This window comes from Pseudomonas sp. 14P_5.3_Bac1, assembly GCF_025466135.1.
Lineage (GTDB): Bacteria > Pseudomonadota > Gammaproteobacteria > Pseudomonadales > Pseudomonadaceae > Aquipseudomonas.
This window is the reverse complement of the sequence record NZ_JANLOF010000007.1, coordinates 127516-147975: the sequence shown is the minus strand read 5'-3', so window position 1 is coordinate 147975 and position 20460 is coordinate 127516. Positions and strand designations below refer to the sequence as shown.

General features: G+C 59.2%; 17 protein-coding genes. 5 read left to right on the top strand and 12 right to left on the bottom strand.

Annotated elements, in window-relative coordinates:
• Nucleotides 1-55: 55 nt before the first annotated feature.
• Together NTD89_RS01760 and NTD89_RS01755 are read right to left on the bottom strand one after the other, a co-directional pair.
• Nucleotides 56-1111, bottom strand: coding sequence for a permease (locus NTD89_RS01760; protein WP_145163381.1), 1056 nt, complete (start codon nt 1109-1111; stop codon nt 56-58).
• Nucleotides 1112-1169: 58 nt separating this feature from the next.
• The gene (locus NTD89_RS01755; RefSeq protein ID WP_145163383.1) at nt 1170-1871 is read right to left on the bottom strand and encodes a histidine phosphatase family protein; all 702 of its coding nucleotides are present in this window, start codon (nt 1869-1871) and stop codon (nt 1170-1172) included.
• A 251-nt stretch (nt 1872-2122) separates the two neighbouring features.
• On the opposite strand from NTD89_RS01755, the gene NTD89_RS01750 reads away from it, so the two are divergent.
• The 3 genes from NTD89_RS01750 (at nt 2123) to hemB (ending at nt 4772) form a co-directional block, all read left to right on the top strand.
• Nucleotides 2123-2821, top strand: a complete 699-nt coding sequence (locus NTD89_RS01750) for a glutathione S-transferase N-terminal domain-containing protein (protein ID WP_242200913.1) — start codon at nt 2123-2125, stop codon at nt 2819-2821.
• A 17-nt stretch (nt 2822-2838) separates the two neighbouring features.
• Complete coding sequence (locus NTD89_RS01745) at nt 2839-3681, top strand: PhzF family phenazine biosynthesis protein (RefSeq protein WP_262206248.1); 843 nt, start codon at nt 2839-2841, stop codon at nt 3679-3681.
• A gap of 116 nt (nt 3682-3797) precedes the next feature.
• Nucleotides 3798-4772, top strand: coding sequence for a porphobilinogen synthase (hemB, locus tag NTD89_RS01740; RefSeq protein WP_262206247.1), 975 nt, complete (start codon nt 3798-3800; stop codon nt 4770-4772).
• 134 nt (nt 4773-4906) lie between these two features.
• On the opposite strand, the gene NTD89_RS01735 is transcribed toward hemB, so the two are convergent.
• The 3 genes from NTD89_RS01735 to NTD89_RS01725 all read right to left on the bottom strand — a co-directional run bounded on the left by NTD89_RS01735 (nt 4907) and on the right by NTD89_RS01725 (nt 10690).
• On the bottom strand, nt 4907-5221 hold the full coding sequence (locus NTD89_RS01735) for a contact-dependent growth inhibition system immunity protein (protein ID WP_262206246.1): 315 nt from the start codon (nt 5219-5221) through the stop codon (nt 4907-4909).
• Nucleotides 5218-9891: an RHS repeat-associated core domain-containing protein gene (locus tag NTD89_RS01730; protein ID WP_262206245.1), complete on the bottom strand. Its 4674-nt coding sequence runs from the start codon at nt 9889-9891 to the stop codon at nt 5218-5220. Before NTD89_RS01730 ends, NTD89_RS01735 begins: the two co-directional genes overlap by 4 nt.
• A gap of 184 nt (nt 9892-10075) precedes the next feature.
• On the bottom strand, nt 10076-10690 hold the full coding sequence (locus NTD89_RS01725) for a LysE family translocator (protein ID WP_262206243.1): 615 nt from the start codon (nt 10688-10690) through the stop codon (nt 10076-10078).
• A gap of 146 nt (nt 10691-10836) precedes the next feature.
• Between NTD89_RS01725 and NTD89_RS01720 the strand changes: the two genes are divergently transcribed.
• Nucleotides 10837-11922 (top strand): DUF1615 domain-containing protein, encoded by a 1086-nt coding sequence (locus NTD89_RS01720; protein WP_145163397.1) that lies wholly within the window; start codon nt 10837-10839, stop codon nt 11920-11922.
• A gap of 222 nt (nt 11923-12144) precedes the next feature.
• Here the strand turns inward: NTD89_RS01720 and NTD89_RS01715 are convergent, their stop codons facing one another.
• The 3 genes from NTD89_RS01715 to NTD89_RS01705 are packed head-to-tail and all read right to left on the bottom strand — an operon-like array spanning nt 12145 to nt 14727.
• Complete coding sequence (locus tag NTD89_RS01715; protein ID WP_262206242.1) at nt 12145-13326, bottom strand: acetyl-CoA C-acetyltransferase; 1182 nt, start codon at nt 13324-13326, stop codon at nt 12145-12147.
• Between the two features lie 11 nt (nt 13327-13337).
• Nucleotides 13338-13997 (bottom strand): CoA transferase subunit B, encoded by a 660-nt coding sequence (locus NTD89_RS01710; RefSeq protein ID WP_017135011.1) that lies wholly within the window; start codon nt 13995-13997, stop codon nt 13338-13340.
• A gap of 31 nt (nt 13998-14028) precedes the next feature.
• Nucleotides 14029-14727 (bottom strand): CoA transferase subunit A, encoded by a 699-nt coding sequence (locus tag NTD89_RS01705; RefSeq protein ID WP_058425579.1) that lies wholly within the window; start codon nt 14725-14727, stop codon nt 14029-14031.
• A gap of 188 nt (nt 14728-14915) precedes the next feature.
• On the opposite strand from NTD89_RS01705, the gene NTD89_RS01700 reads away from it, so the two are divergent.
• Complete coding sequence (locus tag NTD89_RS01700) at nt 14916-15818, top strand: LysR family transcriptional regulator (protein WP_145163403.1); 903 nt, start codon at nt 14916-14918, stop codon at nt 15816-15818.
• A 122-nt stretch (nt 15819-15940) separates the two neighbouring features.
• On the opposite strand, the gene NTD89_RS01695 is transcribed toward NTD89_RS01700, so the two are convergent.
• From NTD89_RS01695 to NTD89_RS01680, 4 genes are all read right to left on the bottom strand, one after another.
• Nucleotides 15941-16270, bottom strand: coding sequence for a hypothetical protein (locus NTD89_RS01695; protein WP_106579931.1), 330 nt, complete (start codon nt 16268-16270; stop codon nt 15941-15943).
• Nucleotides 16271-16880: 610 nt separating this feature from the next.
• Nucleotides 16881-17729: an NAD-dependent protein deacetylase gene (locus NTD89_RS01690; protein WP_262206240.1), complete on the bottom strand. Its 849-nt coding sequence runs from the start codon at nt 17727-17729 to the stop codon at nt 16881-16883.
• A gap of 8 nt (nt 17730-17737) precedes the next feature.
• Nucleotides 17738-18178 carry a CBS domain-containing protein gene (locus NTD89_RS01685; RefSeq protein ID WP_262206239.1) on the bottom strand — a complete coding sequence of 147 codons (441 nt, stop codon included), beginning with the start codon at nt 18176-18178 and terminating at the stop codon, nt 17738-17740.
• Between the two features lie 132 nt (nt 18179-18310).
• Entirely contained in the window at nt 18311-20260 is a 1950-nt protein-coding gene (locus NTD89_RS01680) for a DNA topoisomerase III (protein WP_262206238.1), read from the bottom strand.
• Nucleotides 20261-20460 lie beyond the last annotated feature (200 nt).

Here is a 20460-nt window from a genome sequence, read left to right as displayed (position 1 = left end):
GTCGAGATGTGGGAGCGGGCTTGCTCGCGAAAGCGCCCTGAACCTCACCCGAACTCTACAGGATGACCGCCCCGATCAACCCGCACATCACGCCCACCACCATAGTCAGCACGGCCACCGTCACCAGCACTCGCGCATCGAAATCCTTGCGCAGCATCAACAGGGACGGCAGGCTCACGCTCGGCAGTGTCATCAGCAAGGCCACGGCCGGGCCGGTCCCCATGCCCAGGGTCATCATGGTTTGTACGATAGGGATTTCGGCGGCCGTAGGAATCACGAACAGCGTGCCGACGATTGCCAGTGGCACCAGCCACATCAGGCTGTTGGCCATGGCCCCATCGACATGGGGAAACAGCCAGACCCGCGCGGCGCCCAGTACCAGCACGGCAATGATGTAGATCGGGATCGTGCTCCAGAACAGCTGCCACAGGGTACGCAACCAACGGCTCAGGAACGGTTGCGATTCGCTCAGGCTGGCGTCGGCGACCGCGTTCAATGCGGCTTCGGGCACTTGATCGGGCCGGGCAATCCGCTGTGCCACCAACGACACCCCGACCACCAGCACAATCCCCGCCACCAGCCGCAATGCGGTAAAGCCCCAACCCAATACAAAGCCCATGAACACCAGCGTCGCCGGGTTCAACACCGGGTTAGCGATCCAGAACGCCAACGCCGCACCCACCGACACGTTTTGACGGCGCATGCCCGCCGCCACAGGCGCCGCGCAGCAACTGCACATCATCCCCGGCAGGGCGAACAGTCCACCACGCAGGGTCGAACCCAGCCCGGCGCGGCCAAACAGGCGCAGCAGCCAGTCACGGGGAATCAACACTTGCAGCAGCGAACCCAGAATTACCGCGAGCACGGCAGCTTTCCAGATCGCCAGGAAATACACCTGGGCGTAGGCCAGCGCGGCCGTCAGGGGCGCGGTTTGCTGGTCATTGAGAATCGAGGCGCCGATGCTGTGGTTATCCGCCGCGACGAATGCCTTGAGGTAGTAGGGCGACCACTTCACGTAGTAGAGGCCAATGCAGGCCACCAGCAGGAACAGCGCTGGTTTCCACCAGAACGACCAGCCCCGGTTGGGCTGGGTGGAGACGAGGTTGGGCATGGTGCTGATCCGCAGATGATTCAATAGCGACGCATCATACGCTTGTGCCGCGCCGGCTTCAGATATCTGCGCTGACCTGAGTTGCATCCGGGCATGTCTGCTGGCCGTTATCCAGGCCTTGCTTGTAGTTGCGGCTCAGCAGCGACGCCTTGCCGTTGTGCCAGGTCAACGTCAGTACATACAGCGTGTCGAAGTCACTGCCCGACCAGTCTTCGGTGATGGTGTGTTTTTCGCCCGAAGCCTCACTGGCCACTTTGTTGATCAGCTCCGGCAGGTAGCCGTGCGACCAGGCGGTGTAGATGATCGCGTTGTGATACTTGTCTTCCACCAATTCGTCGGCGAGGGCACTGGTGTCGTTGGCCGAGAACTTGATGTTCACTGGCAGGCCCAGCTTGATCGCGCTGGGGCTGATGGTCATCAGCGGCCGAATGTAGCTGTAGGAATTATCGTGCTCGCCTTCCTCGACATTACGCGTCGGGTTGGGCGCAAACACGAAGTTGGCTTTGCCGAATTTCTCCGGCAGCACGGTGGCCAGGTTCATCGCGCGGTTCAGGCCCTGGCAATTGAGCTGGCCCAGGCCGCCGACGGGTTTTTCGCCGTGGCGCAGGAATACCAGGGTTTGCACGCCATCCACCGGGCCGGCGCTGCTGATGCGCGACTCCAGGCTCAGGCCGATGGCGCCGCCTGCCAACAGCAGCGGCAGCATGATGTACGAATAACGTTTAAGGCGTTGCGCAAGGCACAGAGGCTTGATTGTCATTAGGTTCGAGTCTTCAGTGCATCGGATTAAGGCGGACAAGCCGGGACCCAGCGACGCATCCGGCGTCCTGCGGTTTTTGCGTGTCGTTGTAACAGGGTGTCTCCTTTCACCGTAATGGCGCACTTAAGAGTGCGTATCGGCATTTTGGTTCGCCTGCGCGCACGATAGCGTGGTTATGTTGCGCAATGATGACCCATGCAGGACGGCGTTGGGGTGGCTATCATGGGTGCTTTCCGCCTGGGGATTTCCCGATGAATGCACTCGCCGCTTTCCCGATCAACAGCAAATGGCCCGCCCAGCATCCGGAGCGTTTGCAGCTGTATTCGCTGCCCACGCCCAACGGCGTCAAAGTGTCGATCATGCTTGAAGAGCTGGGCCTGCCCTACGAGGCGCACAAGGTCAGTTTCGAGACCCAGGACCAGTTGTCCCCGGAATTTCTGTCCCTGAACCCCAATAACAAGATTCCCGCGATCATCGACCCCAATGGCCCGAGCGGTCAGCCGCTGGCGTTGTTCGAATCCGGTGCGATCCTGATTTATCTGGCGGAAAAAACCAGCCAGCTGCTTTCCGAAGACCCGGCCACCCGTTATGAAACCCTTCAATGGCTGATGTTCCAGATGGCCGGTATCGGCCCGATGTTCGGCCAGGTCGGGTTCTTCAACAAATTTGCCGGCAAGGCCTACGACGATAAACGTCCGCGTGATCGCTACGTCGCCGAGTCCCGGCGATTACTGGAAGTGCTGGAAAAACGCCTGCTGGGCCGCACCTGGATCATGGGTGACGAGTACAGCATCGCCGACATCGCCACCTTTCCGTGGATTCGCAACCTGATCGGCTTCTATGAGTCCGGCGATCTGGTCGGCATCGCCGACTTTCCTAATGTGCTGCGCGCGCTGGACGGCTTTGTCGCACGTCCGGCGGTAATTCGTGGCTTGAATGTACCTGCGTGACCCTAGAGCGTTGAAGTATGCCGATTTTTGATTTCAAGCAACTGGATGTGTTCAGCAGCGTTTCGCTCAAAGGCAACCCACTGGCGGTGGTGCTGGGCGCTGACAGCCTCACTGACCAGCAGATGGCCGATTTTGCTAACTGGACCAACCTGAGCGAGACCACGTTTTTGCTGACGCCGCGTGATCCTCGGGCTGACTATCGGGTAAGAATTTTCACCACGCTCACAGAGCTGCCGTTCGCCGGGCACCCGACGCTGGGCAGTTGCCATGCCTGGCTGCAGGCGGGCGGCGTACCGAAGGGCGACGAGATCATCCAGGAGTGCGAAATCGGCCTGGTGCGTGTCCGTCGTGAAGGCGGCGAGTTGGCGTTCATTGCGCCGCCGTTGTTGCGCACCGGCCCGGTGGATGCACCTCTGCTTGAGCGCGTGCGCCTGGGGTTGGGTCTGGCGCCCGAAGCCATCGTGAGCAGTCAATGGGTCGACAATGGCGCGGGCTGGCTGGCGGTGATGTTGGCCGATCGCGACCAAGTGCTTGCTTTGCAGCCGGACTACTCGCAATTGCGCGGTCTGGCGATTGGCGTCATCGCAGCTTGTGACCCGGCGCGCGACGCCGTGGACACGCACTTCGAAGTCCGCGGCTTTATCGCCGGTGACGGCGCTCAGGAAGACCCCGCCACTGGCAGCCTGAATGCCGGCATTGCCCAATGGTTGTTGAGCGAGGCGCTGGCGCCCGACTATTACGTGGTCAGCCAAGGCACGGTCATGGGGCGCGCCGGGCGTATACGCGTCGAGCGCCACGGCGATGAAATCTGGGTCGGCGGTGCGGTTGCGGTGTGCATCGAGGGGCGAGTACAGCTCTAGATCAATGAATTGTTACGGGCTGCGCAATACACTATTGGCCCCTTGGCGTTTGTGCTGCCGGGGCCAGGGGGCATAAGCTTTCGCCCCAACTATTTCTGCCGCTATTCAGGACAGCCATGACCAGCCAGTTCCCCCAAGCCCGTCCACGCCGCCTGCGCCGCTCTGCGGAGCTGCGTGGTTTGTTCCAGGAATCCGAATTCACCCTCAACGATTTGGTACTGCCGATTTTCGTCGAAGAAGAAATCGACGACTTTGTGCCGATCACCAGCATGCCGGGTGTGCAGCGTATTCCTGAAAAGAAACTGGCCGCTGAGATCGAGCGCTATGCCCGCGCCGGGATCAAGTCAGTCATGACCTTCGGCGTGTCCCACCACCTGGACGCCAACGGCAGCGACACCTGGAAAGAACGCGGCCTGGTCTCGCGCATGTCCTCGATCATCAAGGACGCTGTGCCGGAAATGATCGTGATGTCCGACACCTGCTTCTGCGAATACACCGACCACGGCCACTGCGGCGTGATGCACGGTGCCCACGTCGACAACGACGCGACCTTGGTCAACCTCGGTAAACAAGCCGTGGCCGCCGCCCGCGCCGGTGCTGACGTGATCGCACCGTCTGCCGCGATGGACGGCCAGGTCCAGGCAATTCGCCGCGCCCTGGACGACGCTGGCTTCACGCATATTCCGATCATGGCCTACTCCACCAAATTCGCCTCGGCCCTCTACGGCCCGTTCCGCGAAGCCGGCGGCAGCGCGCTCAAAGGCGACCGCAAAAGCTACCAGATGAACCCCATGAACCGCCGCGAAGCCGTGCGCGAATCGCTGCTCGATGAGCAGGAAGGTGCAGACGCGCTGATGGTCAAGCCAGCCGGTGCCTACCTCGACATCATCCGCGACATCCGCGGAGCCTCGCGTTTGCCGGTGGCGGCGTATCAGGTGAGTGGTGAGTACGCGATGATCAAGTTTGGTGCCCAGGCAGGGGCGATTGATGAGGCGCGGGTGGTGCGCGAGACGTTGGGGTCCATCAAGCGCGCGGGGGCGGATTTGATATTTACGTACTTTGCGATGGATTTGGCGTTGGCGGGGATTTGATTTGGGCTTGTGATCCTGTGGTGAGAGAGGTTGCTCGCCGCAGGTTTAGGCTGTTCTTCAGAGAAGCATCTTTCTCTGGTGGTGAGCTAGCTTGCTTCCGCTGGGCTGCGGAGCAGCCCAAAAACTACCATTTTTTATTTGACTGTTTTAAGTAAGTGTTCATCGAATTTGTTGACTATATGATTCAACCATAGCGGCCCGGATGCCCATTGGTTCGGATAGTAGTAGTAGCAGCTATATTCATACAATAATTTTTCTTGAAGACCTAATTCATTTTTATAAGAGCTTATCAGCTCTAAGATTTCCTGTTTTACTGTGATGATTACATCCCAAGATGAGTCCAGTAGAAATGACTCGATAACTTCATCAGCGGATGAGTGTTCCTCCGCCCAGTCCTGGTTGAAATAGGCTCCAAGAAACTGTTGGAGCTCTGTGAGTTGATCATTCATTTTTCTGGGTATCCGGTTAGCAATAAATAGCCATCTGGCATCTTTGGAGCGCGTTTTAAAACCAATGAAAACTTATAGACGGGTATGGATTTTTCAGTGCCTTTTAATATGCTAACTCCTACGGGTTGGCTTGAGCTGTCTTTAATTATGAGTTTGCTCTTGTTTCCGTTTATAAAATTTATTATTTTTTGTTGGTGGTTCGCCAAGCTTCTAGAAACTATAGCTTCAGCCTCCTCGAGAGTTTTGAACGTAGATGACGCTGGAATATTAGGTTCTGACTCGAATCTTGCCAGTAGCTGTTCATCTGTCCTTTCGACATGCTTTCTAATTAGGTGCCCCCCCGCCTTCTCGTGTGTCGTTAATATCCCAGCAGACGCAATTTTTTTCTGATTGCCCGTTGAATCGGGGCAGTCTCCAAGCTTGCAACTTAGTCCTAGTGGATCAACCCACCCCGTAGGGTTCGGCGCGTACCGGTACGCGTTGATCCCACCGGCCAGCTTCACCGGGTCTGGTGTCAGGTAGCGACCAATATCTGGATTGTAGTAGCGATGGCGGTTGTAGTGCAGTCCGCTTTCCGGGTCGAAGTATTGGCCCTGGAAACGTAGCGGATTGTCGACTTTGTTTACGTCGAGGCGGCTTATTTGGCCGTAGGCGCGGTAGTGCGCAGACCAGACGATTTCGCCGTCGAGGGCTGTGAGTTCCTGCGGGGTGCCGAGGTGGTCGAGTTGGTAGTGGAAGGGCTGGGTATGTTTTGGACCAAAGCCCTCCAGCAGGACCAGCGGACGGAAACTGTCCGGCTCGTAGATATAACTGCGATGCCTGTCCGCGTGATGCTCCGCAACTAGCTTGTCGCCTTGCCAGAAAAACTCCGTCGTTAGGTCGTCGACGGTTTTGCTGATGCGCCGACCAAACGGGTCGTAGCAGTAGCTCGCGGTTTGGCCGTTGGGTTGAGTGATACCAATCAACCGATGCTGGCAGTCGTAGCGGTACTCGGTAACGAGTTGATGACCCTTACCGCGCCTTTGTCGGATCAGATTGCCGAACGCGTCATAGTCGTAATGATGATCGCCCTGCATCACCAACCGATTCCCCGCCACGATGTCCGGACCGGGGCGGTCCTGCATCAGCAGGTTGCTGGCCGGGTCATGGCCAAAGCGCTCTTGCACGTCTTGCGAGTGATCGGCCCGGGTCAGACGGGCGAGGGGGTCGTAGTGGTAGTGGTGATCGCCTTTGCGCGTATCTAGCAGGCGGGTGAGGTTGCCGGATTTGTCGTAGTCGTAGTGGCGGCGGTAGAGGTCATGGTTTTCTTGAGTTACCGCGTGGGCGTGGAGGCGGTGTTGTTCGTCGTAGTGGTAGTGGCTGAGCAGTTGGCCTTGTTGGCGCTGGCGTTCGCGGCCGGTTTTGAACAGGTGGGACGTTAAGGTTTTGCCGTTCAGTTCGACAGTGGCGAGGTGGCCGCCTTTGTCGTGGTTGAAGGTGAGGCGGTTGTTATCTGGTAGGCGCAGGGTTTTCAGTTGGCTGCAGGCGTCGTAGCCGTAGCGCAATGTGCCCCAGCCTTGGTGTTCGGCAGTTAGACGGCTTTGGGCGTCGTATTCGTAGGCTAGCGCCCAGTGACCGTCGTCGACGCTGAGGAGGTTGCCTTGGCGGTCGTAGGCGTAATCGACCACTCCACCGTCTGGAAGAGTTTTTCGTACGAGGCGGCCGGAAAAGTCTCGCTCGTAGCGGGTAACGAGCTGACTGCCATCGTCGCCGTGTTCGGTCTTTTCCAGCAGGTTGCCGTTGAGGTCGTAAACGTACGCCGTACGCTGACCGTCAAAGCCGACTTCTTGCTGGATCAGCCCGTTGGGGTGGTAATCAAGCCGGTAGGTCTCGCCAACCTCGTTTTCTATCTCGGTCAGCAGCAGCCGGGCATTGTCGTAGCGGTATTTAACCTGGGTGCCATCGGCATTGAGGCGGCGGTTGACCAGGTGCAAACCGTCGGCATATTCGTAGCGGGTGACATGCCCCAATTCGTCACGTTCGGAGGTGATCTTTCCGTAGGGGTTGTAGCTGAATTCTCGCGTCGCTCCATCGGGCTTGGTGAGTTTCAACAAGCGCCCTGCGGCGTCCCATTGATACTGCGTCAGCGCGCCATGCTCATCCTCGCGCGCAACTTGCCGTCCAACATCGTCATAGCGATAACGCTTAACCCCACCATTTGGCAGCTGTTCCTCAACAAGCTGCCCACGCTCATTCCAAACCAGCCGATGACACCCGTTATCCGGATACCAAACCCCAATCAGTTGCCCATGTTTGTCGTAGGTGTAATCCGTAATGTGGCCGTCAGGATCTGTCTGACGCGTAACATCGCCTTGGTCATTACGCTCATACTTCCAAACCGCTTCACCCCGGCGTACGACCCGTACGAACCCGTTGTCATGCTCGTAGGAAGTCGGCTCATCCTCCCCAGGAAACATCGCCACCAAGCGTCCGGCTTCGTCGTACTGATACGCCGTCACCGCCCCCAGCGGATCCTGCTCAACCGTCAGCCGACCCTTGTCGTCGTAGGATTTGAAATGCTCCGCACCGTCCGGATCAATCCGCTGCACCAGCCGCGCCCGCTGATCGTGGACATACACTTCCTGACTGCCATCAGCGTTGTGAACCGTGACCTTGCCGTCGTCCTCCCACGCATAGCGCGTGTCCATCTGCGAAAAACTGGCCCAATGCCGAACACATCGCGCGGCCTTGCCAGACCGTTCCCACGCCCAAAAGAAACTCGCCCCACCCGCCAGTTGCCGCTCAAGAATGACGTGCTGATCGTCGTACCGATAAACCTCGCTTTCGCCTACGGCATTGGTCGCTGAAACCAGTCGTCCAGCGTCGTCATAGGCGTAGGAAACAACGTTCTGCTCCGTTACCCAAACATACGGCTCACGCCCTTTGGCGCGATGAACCTGATAGTCCACGGCCACAATGCGACCGAGCTCGTAGCGCAAAAACAGCGACCGACCCGCGCCGTTATCCAGCCGCTCAATTCGGCCCAAACGATCACGACAAATCCGCAGCCGGTTGTCATACGCATCACTGATTGCTGTCAGCTGACCATCGCGAAAGTGATAAAACCGTGATGCCTGAGCCAGCACCAACTCATCGGGCAGGGCGCCCAAATAGATCGCGGCCTCAGCCAAGCTATTGGTGATTGCCGGTCGGGCAGCAGTAGGCAAGGGCAGGGCAGTAGAGCGATTCTCATGATCCGTCCAAACCACCGAATCACCCGCAACCACCAACCGCTGCGCCAGCGCATGACTCCAGCCAAACCCCAACCCGCAATCCACTTCCACCGCACTGGTGCGGTACAACCGCGTCCACTCAAACGGCAAAATCCCGTCCAGCGCGCCATCAGTGAGGGTCAGCAATTCCTCCCCGGTGACCATGGACACCGGGCAGCCATTGGTGGCGGTTTTGTCGGCAGGCGCCGCCGCATCTCCCTGGGGATTCTTCGCAGCAACAGGCACATCATCGACGTGTTCCTGGCGCACCAACGCGGTCTGCTGTTTCTTGGTACGAACTGCCGGCACTGGGTTGGAAACCAACTGATCCCCAGCCTTCAACGGTGCAACCGGCACCGTCTTGATTGGGGTTGCGGCACTCCGTCCCAGCAACGGCTTAACCACCTTGGCATGCGGCTCCAACCGGGGCATCACCAGCTTTTTAGCCAGCAATTCCAACAACTCCGACGTCCGCTCAGACTTGATATGCCCCAGCACCTTCGTACCCAGGCGCACCGCCACACCCACGCCTGCTGTCGCCCAAATCAGCAGCAGGTTGATCAACACCTCGCCAGTGATTTCCCCCATCAATTCATGCATTTCTTTCGGCGGCAGCATGCGCATCCAGCTGACCATTGCCGACACGTAAATGAACAACAATGGCTCATCGCTGAGCACCAGCAGGCCGTCGGCGATTGCGTCGTTGCCGAGCTTCAGCAGCTCATCAAGTTCAGTTTGGGAGATGTATTGCAGCAACTTCTCGCTGCTGGGCTTGATGTCCGCCAGTAAATCAACCAGTTGAGTTATGTTGTCCCACAGGCTGTAAAGCGCTTTGCCCATGCCACTTAGAAACGCCGTTTCCACCATCCTGCGCTGGTCTTGCGCGATAGCGTCCGTAAAGTCTTTCCAACGTGCCTCAAGCGTGCTGTTCCATTCGTCGCGCAGGCGCGCTTCCAGTTCCGCGATCACCGACTGATAAGACGCATACAGCGCCTTGACGTGATCCTTGGAAACGTTGGGATAAAAACTGATTCGGTACTGCTGGTTGCGATCACACTCGGTGATTTCAAGAATGCCGCTGGGGCCGATGGTTTTGTGGATCGGCTCGCCCAGCGGGCCACCGTTGGGGTTGACGCGTTGCAGTATCACCGGCGTATCGCCGATGGGCACAAACTGCGTGCTTTGGAACATGTGCACCAGGGTCAACGTGCCGTTGGCCTGGCAGGTGGCGACGGTGCTGCTGGGAAAAATGGAGGGGGCTATGGGCGCGACAAGCGTCACTTCATCGCCAACCTTGAACACCTGCTCGACATCCAGCGCCGAAAAGCTCCAGAAGCTTAAAGCCCAGTCGTCAAAGGTGTTCAGGCAGCCCCGGAAATCACGTAAGACGCCTTCAACATCCGGCGCTTTGACGTCCATGGGCCTCAGGGCCAGCCGGCCAATAGCCGGGTTCAAGCGACAGCCCCGTCAATACGTGTTCCAACACAAAAAACCATCTGCAATCCCTCGCGCTGTGTGATCAGGCGAAGGACTTTGCCGAGGTTTTCAGGTGGTATCTGTAGAGCTTATCCGGGTGTTGCGTGGGATATTTCGGTAGTCCTTGTCAGCGCTGCGCAAATGCCAGGTTCAAGCCCAATCCTGCAAAGGCTGCCGCAAAACTTCGGCGCAGCCAGTTCTGCACGCGCGGCGATTCGATCACGGCGCGGCGAAAGCCATTGGCCAGCAAGCCATAGATGACGAAAACCGCAAACGTCATCGCCATGAATACCGCGCTCAGTACCAGCATTTGCACGGCGGGCGAGATGTTGCCTGGGGTAACGAACTGGGGCAGAAAGGCCAGGAAGAAAATCGTCAGTTTGGGGTTGAGGATGTTCAACAGGAAACCACGGATCATCAGGCTGCGCGCTGTGGTTGCAGTCGGTGCGTCATTCATCGCGAAGGCCGAGCGATCACGCCAGGTGGCGTAGGCCAGGTAGAGCAAGTAGGCAACGCCCGCATACCTGAGTACTTCGAACGCCAACGCGCTGGTGTGCAGCAGGGCGGAGAGGCCGAGCACCGATGCCAGCAAGTGGGGCAGGATGCCAGCGGTACAACCCAGCGCAGCAAATACGCTGGCGCGCTTGCCGGCGGTGAGGCCGGTGGAGACGGTAAAGATCACACCGGTGCCGGGGATCAGCACGACGATCAGGCAGGTGACGAGGAAGTTCACACTGAGCATGGCATTCAAACTCCTTGTAGGAATGGTCGATGACAGATCCTGTCACGTTAGTTTGTGATTGGCGAGTACGGCAGGTCGGCGAACCCCGGTTAGACTTACCTGTCGATATCCGCAATGCCCGGCCCGTCGTTACCCAAGGAAACCCCATGTATTCAAGCCGCCTGATCCTGTGCCTCACCACGTTGCTGGTGCTGGCCGGTTGCTCCACTTCACGCAGTCCGCAACAGCCGGAGCGTAGCGAGGCCGAGGTGAAAGCGCAGATCGTGCGCCTGCTGCCGGCGACGGTGCCGGACCGTGGTGGCTGGGCGCAAGACATCTACACCGCCTTCGACACTCAGAAAATCTACCCCAGCACCGAAAATATCTGTGCCGTGCTGGCAGTCACCGAGCAAGAGTCCACCTATCAGGTCGACCCGCCGGTGCCAAACATGGGCAAGATCGCCCAGGATGAAATCCTGCGCCGTGCCGGCAAGGTCCATGTGCCGGCCTTTGTGGTGCGCAGCGCACTGCAATTGCGCTCGCCTACCGGCAAGTCCTACGCCGAGCGTTTGAGTGCAGCACGCACGGAGAAGGACCTGAGTGGAATCTTTGACGATTTCATCAGCGTGGTGCCTCTGGGTAATACCTTATTTGGCGGTTTCAACCCGGTGCATACCGCAGGCCCCATGCAAGTCAGCATCGACTTTGCACAGAAACAGGCCCGGGGTTATCCCTACACAGTGGACGGCACGATTCGCCGTGAAGTCTTCACGCGGCGCGGCGGCATGTATTTCGGCATCGCCCACTTGCTGGGCTACCCGGTCAGTTATGACCAGCCGCTGTACCGCTTTGCTGACTTCAACGCCGGTTGGTACGCCAGCCGCAACGCCGCGTTCCAGGCCGCCGTCAGCCGCATTACTGGCACCGAGCTGGCGTTGGATGGCGACTTGATTCGCTATGGCTCATTGTTGCCGGGCACCACTGAGTTGGCGGTGCGCTCCCTGGGGGCCAAGTTGGACATGCGCAATCCGACCATCCGTAGCCAGTTGGAGAAGGGTGAGCAATTGGACTTTGAGGAGACCACTCTCTACAAACGCGTATACGCGCTGGCTGATAAAGCGGCCGGCAAGCCAATGCCACGGGCGATACTGCCGGGCATCGTGCTGAAAAGCCCGAAGATCACCCGCAACCTGACCACCGCGTGGTTCGCCAAGCGCGTGGATGATCGGTATCAGCGCTGCATGAAGCGCTGATTATTGTCGCTGGCGGGCGCGTCGTGGCGAGCGGCTTGTTGTGGCGATCGGGCTTTCTGTGGCGAGCGGGCTTGCCCCGCGTTGGGCTGCGAAGCAGCCCCCAGTCAAGCAGAACGCGGTGTGTCAGTCATCACTCGGTGCCTGGTTCTGGGGCCGCTTCGCAGCCCAACGCGGGGCAAGCCCGCTCGCCACAACGGGCCTTTTCTCATGTTGCTCTTTGAATCAGTTGCGCTCGAGGGCGAGGGCTACACCCTGGCCGCCACCGATGCACAGCGTCGCCAGGCCTTTCTTGGCGTCGCGCTTGATCATTTCATGCAGTAAGGTCACCAGCACGCGGCAACCCGAGGCACCGATCGGATGGCCGATGGCGATGGCACCGCCATTGACGTTGACCTTCTCGGCGTCCCACTCCAGCTCTTTGCCCACCGCCAAAGATTGCGCGGCGAAGGCTTCGTTGGCTTCGATCAAGTCAAGGTCGCCCAGGCTCCAGCCGGCTTTGTCCAGGCAGCGGCGAGTGGCTGACACCGGGCCGATGCCCATGATCGCAGGGTCGACGCCGGCGTTGGCGTAGCTGGCGATACGCGCCAACACAGGCAGGCCGAGGGCTTTGGCCTTATCTGCACTCATCAACAACACTGCAGCGGCGCCGTCGTTGAGGCTGGAAGCGTTGCCGGCAGTGACGCTGCCGTCTTTCTTGAATGCAGGTTTGAGTTTGGCCAGGGATTCGGCGGTGGTACCGGGGCGCGGTTGTTCATCCACGGCGAAGGCCACTGGGTCGCCTTTGCGCTGGGGAATCAGGATCGGCGTGATTTCATCGACAAACCGACCCGCTTCAATCGCGGCAGCGGCTTTCTGCTGGGAAGCGGCGGCGAACGCATCCTGGGCTTCACGGCTGATGCCGTACTTGTCCACCAGGTTCTCGGCGGTGATGCCCATGTGGTAGTCGTTGAACGCATCCCACAGGCCGTCGGTGATCATGCTGTCGATCATCTTGGCGTGACCCATGCGCAAGCCGGTGCGCGCAGCAGGCAATACGTACGGCGCCAGGCTCATGTTCTCCATGCCGCCGGCAATGATGACCTCGGCGTCGCCGCAACGAATCGCCTGGGCGCCCAGTTGCAGGGCCTTGAGGCCCGAGCCGCAGACCTTGTTCAGGGTCAGCGCTGGTACTGCGTGGGGCAGCCCGGCGAGGATCGACGCCTGACGCGCAGGGTTCTGGCCACTGCCGGCGGTGAGGACCTGGCCGAGGATCACTTCATCCACTTGAGCCGGGTCCAGGCCGGTCTGCTCCAGCAGGCGACGGATCACGGCGGCGCCCAGTTCCGGTGCCGGGATACTGGCCAGCGAACCTTGAAAGCTGCCCACGGCGGTGCGGGTGGCAGCAACAATCACGACGTCTTGCATGGAATCTGTCCTCACTGGAAGTGCATTTCTGGAACGTGGTCCGGGACGATCAGTTTACCGGCGGTCTTGCTCACAATCTCTTCAACGCTGACGCCAGGTGCGCGTTCCTTGAGGACAAAAGCGCCATTTTCGATCTCGAGGTAAGCCAGGTCCGTCAATACGCGCTTGATGCACTTGGCGCCGGTCAGCGGCAGGCTGCACTGGCTGAGCAACTTGGACTCACCGTCCTTGGACGCGTGGGTCATGATCACGATGATGTTTTCTGCGCCGGCCACCAGGTCCATGGCGCCGCCCATGCCTTTGACCAATTTGCCGGGAATCATCCACGAGGCGATGTTGCCTTGGACGTCCACTTCAAACGCACCAAGCACGGTAAGGTCGACGTGGCCGCCGCGAATCATCGCGAAGGACTCGGCAGAGGAGAAGATCGAGGCGCCGATGCGTGCCGTCACGGTCTGCTTGCCGGCGTTGATCATGTCGGCATCGATGGTTTCTTCGGTCGGAAAAGGGCCCATGCCGAGCAGGCCGTTTTCCGATTGCAGCATCACTTCCATGCCTTCGGGAATGTAGTTGGCCACCAGGGTCGGAATGCCGATGCCGAGGTTGACGTAGAAACCGTCCTGCATTTCGCGTGCGACGCGTTGAGCCATTTGTTCGCGGGTAAGAGCCATTGTTTGTCTCCTTATTATTTGGGCTGGCGGATTATTTGCGGACAGTGCGCTGTTCGATGCGCTTCTCGAAGGTGCCGCAGATGATCCGGTCGACGTAGATGCCTGGGGTGTGGATCTGCGCCGGGTCCAGCTCGCCCGGTTCGACGATTTCTTCAACTTCGACCACGGTGATCTTGCCGGCGGTGGCGGCCAGCGGGTTGAAGTTCTGGGCGGTATGGCGATAGATGACGTTGCCGAAATGGTCGGCTTTCCAGCCTTTGACGATGGCGAAGTCACCGGTGATGGACTCTTCCATCAGGTAGGGGCGGCCATTGAATTCGCGGGTTTCCTTGCCTTCGGCGACGGGGGTGCCGACGCCGGTGGCGGTGAAAAAGGCCGGGATGCCGGCACCGCCTGCGCGCATTTTTTCTGCCAGGGTGCCTTGGGGCGTCAATACCACTTCGATTTCGCCGCTGAGCAGTTGCTTCTCGAACAGGGCGTTTTCACCGACGTAGGAGGCGATCACTTTGCTGATCTGCTTTTGCTCCAGCAGCACGCCGAGGCCGAACCCGTCGACGCCGCAGTTATTGGAGACCACCGTCAAGTCGCGGGTGCCTTTGCGCTTGATCTCGGCGATGAGGTTTTCCGGAATGCCGCACAGACCAAAACCACCGGAGAGCACGGTCATGCCGTCTTCCAGGCCTGCCAGTGCTTCTTCATAGGACGCCACGCGTTTATCGAAACCTGCCATATGCACCTCTTTTATTGTGTGTGGGCCAGCCAATGACACGAGTGTTGCGCCGACGGATTGATTTGTTAAGTTGTTTTTTAAGGTTGATTGGTTTGAAAAACAGCATAATCGGCGTTAAGCCGCATACTTAAAGCATAGACATGCGGCAACCTCACTTGCAGCATTTGACTGGCAGCGTGGAGCTTCCTATGACCGTTAAACAGATGCGTGCCTTTCTCGCCGTGGCCCAGAGCCTGAGTTTCGCCGCTGCTTGCGAGCGCCTGCACCTCTCTCAATCGGCGCTGAGCCTGACCATCAAAGGGCTGGAGGAGGGTTTAGGTGGGCGCTTGTTCAGCCGCAATACGCGCAATGTCGCGCTGACGCCTGAAGGTGAGTCGTTGCTACCTCTGGCGCGTCGCTTGATCGCCGATTGGGACAACGCCGAGGACGAGCTGCGCCAGCGTTTCACCCTCCAGCGTGGCCGGGTCACCGTGGCGGCGATGCCGTCGTTTGCGGGCAACTTGCTGCCACCGATCCTGAAGATATTCCGTGCTCGTTACCCGCAGGTGAACGTGACGGTGCATGACCTGATCAACGAGCAGGTGCTGGAGATGGTGCGTGACCGTCAGGTGGAACTGGGCGTGGCGTTCGAGCCGTCCGAGGGTTCGTCGCTGGCGTTCACCCCGTTGTACCTGGACCGGTTTATTGCGGTAGTGCCCGGAGATTCACCGTTGGCCCAGCGAAGCGAAATCGACTGGCAAACCTTGTTGGAGCAGCCGTTCATTACCCTGCAGCGGCCTTCCACGGTACGGGTGATGCTCGAGGAGCATCTGGGCGCCTTGCAGATGAAATTGCCGGTGGCGCTGGAGAGCCATCAATTGGCGACGGTGGGCAAGATGGTTGCCAATGGCCTTGGCGTCAGCGCCGTACCCGCGTTGTGCGCGAAACAGATGGAAGAGGCGGGCGCCCATTGCATCACGTTGAGCGATCCGGTGATCGAGCGACCTATTGGTGTGTTGACCAAGCCGGGCCATGAATTGTCGGCAGCTGCGCAGGTCTTGTTCGATATCTTTCGCGATGAAGCCGCTAAAGGCCGATTCCCATCGTTTTGATTACGACGCAAAACAAATGTGGGCGCTGGCTCGTCGGCGATGGCTATTTAAAACTCAACATTAACGTTGAATATTAAACCGCTATTGCCGACGGGCCAGCGCCCACAGTGGTCGAGTATTACTTAGTAGTAGCGGTCGATTACTTTAACGTTCGAGCTGTCTTTGAAAGATGCCCAGGCATTGTTAAGTGTGTCGAATACCTGTTCGATAAAGTTTTGATCCGCAGCCGCCTTCTTGCCGACATAACCCTGGCCGCGGCGGTACATTTTCAGGCGCGCCGCCAGGTTACGGTTATTTTTATCGAACTCTTCCTCAAGGGTGTGGGGCGCCACGCAGTCGATATGGACTTGACCCGATTTTTCGACCCACAGGATATGGTCGTCGAGTGTGTCTTTCTGCGCTGCGAACATCTCAGCCAATTCATCGATAGTTGGTTGGTTGTTCAGATTCATAATGTAAGCCCCTTGACCAGTTGGCGATCTATCAGTTGATTCCGTTAAAACTGCTTAGTTGTCTCCGGCTCAGAAAGCCGGGCGTCAGTGACTGTCTGCCGAATACGGGCAGGGTCTTGAACCTGATGCATGTAGTTTTGCTGATGAGCGGCTACGCAATGGTTTCATAGCGAAGACAAGCAGCGTTTTAGCTTCTTGTACCGATCCTCGCGGGCCGGTCAGCTTCATCAATCTGCCTTGTGGGCAGTGCACATCCGGAAAAAACAGCTCGGCGGTCAGACGAGCTTGTTCAAAACACGTGTTACCAACGCTCCCGATCCGGGAGACGTCTCGATAATGCAAGGGTAAAAAGGTTACGTCAACGGTTATGTAGTGATTTTTTTCGAGCACTACATAAATCGTTGTAGGGACGGGGGAATGCGGAAAAACGTGACTTGGGCGTCATTTTTTGTGCGGTTGGTCGAAGGGGCGAGGTCATCAATTCAGTATGGGAACCTGTGGGAGCGGGCTTGCTCGCGAAGGCGATGGGTCAGCCGGAACGCTTTTGACTGACGCACCGTCTTCGCGAGCAAGCCCGCTCCCACACGCAGCCCTGTTCACATTGTTGGTGCTACTGGCTCAATCGCTCGACCAGCAACGGCAGCAACCGCTCGCAGGACGCCTCGATCTTCACCTGCAACAGCTCATCCCCGCGTGTCTTGCCCAGGTTGATGGCAATCACCGGCTTGCCTTGCTCCACCGTCGCCTTGCACAGGCGAAACGCCGAATAGGCCATCAGCGAAGAGCCCACCACCAGTAACCCCTCAGCCTGCTGTACCGCGGCCATTGCTTTGGCCGCCGTGGCCTGGGCGACGTTCTCACCAAAAAACACCACATCGGGCTTCAGCCGTTGGCCGTTGCAGTGCGGGCAGTGAGGGACTTGAAAGCGTTCTTCAAAGGCAGGATCGAGCAGCGTATCGCCGTCGGGCGCTTGCACGGCATCGACGCCGGCCAGGTAGGGGTTCTGATCTTCCATCACCCGCTGGATCACATCGCGCTCGCTGCGCTGCCGGCAATCCAGGCACAGCACTCGATGCAAACTGCCATGCAGCTCGATCACATCATGGCTACCGGCCTGGTCATGCAAGGTATCGACGTTCTGCGTAATCAGCCCGCTGATGCGTTCGCGTTGTTGCAGCGTGGCCAGCGCCAGGTGAGCCTTGTTCGGCTGCGCGACCCGCACCCGTGGCCAACCCAGCATCGCCCGCGCCCAGTAGCGGCGCCGCGCTTGCGGCGTGGCCAGGAATTCCTGGTACATCATCGGCGCCTTGCCCCGGCGCACGCCTTCGCTGTCGCGATAATCAGGAATGCCCGACGACGTGCTGATGCCCGCACCGGTCAGCACCACAAAGCGCCGTTCGGCCATCGCCCGGTGCAGGGTATCGAGGTGGTCTTCTTGATGTTCCAGCGTGTCGAGCATGGGGTCCCCTATTCGCCGCGGATGTACTGCTCCAGTTGTTTGATCAGATCAGCCTGCTCGGCAATGGCTTCCTTGACCAGGTCACCGATGGACAACAGGCCGATCAGCTTGCCATCTTCGACCACGGGCAAGTGGCGCAGGTGACCGTCCGTCATGATGTTCATGCACTTGTCGACGCTCTGGTGAGTATCGACGGTAATCACCGGCGAACTCATGATTTCACTCACGGCAGTGGTCGCAGAGGAGCGGCCCTTGAGGATCAGCTTACGTGCGTAATCCCGTTCACTGATCACCCCCACGACTTTGCCTTCGTCCACAACCGGCAAGGCGCCGACGTTTTTGGCAGCCATCTGGATCAATGCCTCCATCACCGTCTGGTGCGACTTGATGGTGTGGACCTCCTGGTTCTTCTGGTCCTTGACTTTGAGCACTTGTGCGACGGTTTTCATGGCGGCCACTCCGGTGTTGTTGTTAGGAAGTCAGCAGGTTCCTTACAGAATCCTAGACGGGCTACGGGGCTGCAAGGTCCAAAGCGGCGTTAAACCCGTCGAAAAACGTCATTCGCTGGATTTTTTCGTCTTTCACCCGGCATTTGTCGGCTTTTTCCCCCGCTTGGTACCGGCCGTTGTCTTGCGTGGCGCCGTCTTGCGCTTCTTTTTCCATGGCGTGGCGCCTCGGCCTGCCGGGCTGGCTGGGCCGGTGATGGTCATGCGCATACCATTGCAGCGCGCCACTTGCTTGCTCATCCACGCCGCCTGCTTGGCGACGAATTCTTCCAGGCTCATTTCACCGCTTTGCACCATGTCCAGCGCCTGTTCCCAGATCGCAGTGGTGCCTGGGTCGGCAATGGCTCGAGGTACGGCGTCGATGAGGCTGAATGCGGCCGGAGTGGCCGAGAGTGCCTTACCGTTTTTGACCAGGTAACCACGGTCCAGCAGCCCCTGGATAATTCCGGCGCGGGTGGCCTCGGTGCCGATGCCGGTGGTGTCCTTGAGTTTTTGCTTGAGCAGTGGGTCTTCCACCAGCTTGGCGACGTTTTTCATCGCCTTGATCAGGTCGCCTTCGGTGAAGGGTTTGGGCGGCTGGGTCCACAGGTCTTTGAGGTTGACCTTGGCCACCGCGTAGTCCTGGCCCTGCACCAGCGTCGGCAAGGCTTGCGGCGCGGGTGCCTCGCGCCCCTTTGCCGGGGCCAGTGCTTCGGGCAACGCGCGTTTCCAGCCTGGCTCGATGACAACCTTGCCGACTGCGCGCAACGCTTGGCCTGCGCAGTCGAAATCTGCCTGGGTGCGATCGTATTCATGGTTAGGCAGGAACTGCGCCAGGTAACGTGCGCGAATCAGGGTGTAGACCGCACGGTATTTACCAGTGAGCTGCCCCACATCCTTACCGGCCCCGGTGGGAATGATGCCGTGGTGCGCGCTGACCTTGGCGTCGTTCCAGGCCCGCGAACGGCGCTGGGGATCGATGTGCGGCATCAGCTCGTTTACTGCCGGGTCCGCACGCCCCAGCGCAGCTAAAATCTTCGGCGCGTCACCGTGCTGGCTCAACGGCAGGTAGCCGCAATCACTGCGTGGGTAGGTGATGACCTTGTGGGTTTCGTAGAGTGACTGGGCGATATCCAGGGTTTCCTGGGCACCGAGCCCCAGTTTTTTGGAACAGATTTCCTGCAGGGTACCCAGATCGAAGGGCAGGGGCGCCACCTCGCGCATGCGCTCGGTGCGCAACTTCACCAGCCGCGCAGTGGCGGCGTTGCGCATGGCATCGGCAGCGTCGCGGGCCAACTGCGGGTTAAGGCAGCGGCCCTGGTCGTCACACGCATCATCCGTGGCGCGCCATTGGGCGGTGAAGGTCATGCGCTCATGGCACAGATCGACATCAATGGCCCAATAAGCCACTGGCACAAAGTCGGCGATGCTGCGGTCGCGGTCCACCACCAGGCGCAAGGTTGGCGTTTGCACCCGGCCCACCGGCAACACGCCTTGATAGCCGGACTGGCGCCCGAGCAAGGTAAACAGACGGCTCATGTTCATGCCGATCAGCCAGTCGGCGCGCGAGCGACCCAGCGCCGAGTGATACAGGCTGAAGGTTTCGGCGCCCGGCTTGAGCGCGGCCAGGGCTTTGCGAATGGAGGCGTCATCCAGCGCCGACAGCCATAGCCGCTGGATCGGCCCGCGATAACGGCAATGCTCGACCAGCTCCCGGGCGATCATCTCGCCCTCACGGTCGGCGTCGGTGGCGATCACCAGGTCCTGGGCTTCTCCCAGCAAACGCTTGACCGCCTTGTACTGGCTGGCGGTCTTGGGCTTGACCTGCATCTTCCATTTTTCCGGGACGATCGGCAGATCGGCCAGCACCCAGCGCTTGTATTTGGCGTCGTAGGCATCGGGCGGGGCGGTTTCCAGCAGGTGGCCGATGCACCAGGTGACTGTGACCCCATTGCCCAGCCAGCAACCGTCGCCGCGCCGGCTGGCGCCGAGCACGGCCGCGATATCTTTGGCCTGGGAGGGTTTTTCACAGAGGTACAGCCGCATGGTCATCACATCAGATCGGGTTGATGCCTTGCAGGATGCTGAGTCAGAGGGATTTGAGCAACCATTATCTGTATGGATGTACAGCAAAGTGTGTGAGTGCCACAAATCAAAAGTGGGAGCGGGCTTGCTCGCGAAAGCGGTGGATCAGTCAACGAATGTGTCGACTGGCACACCGCCTTCGCGGGCAAGCCCGCTCCCAC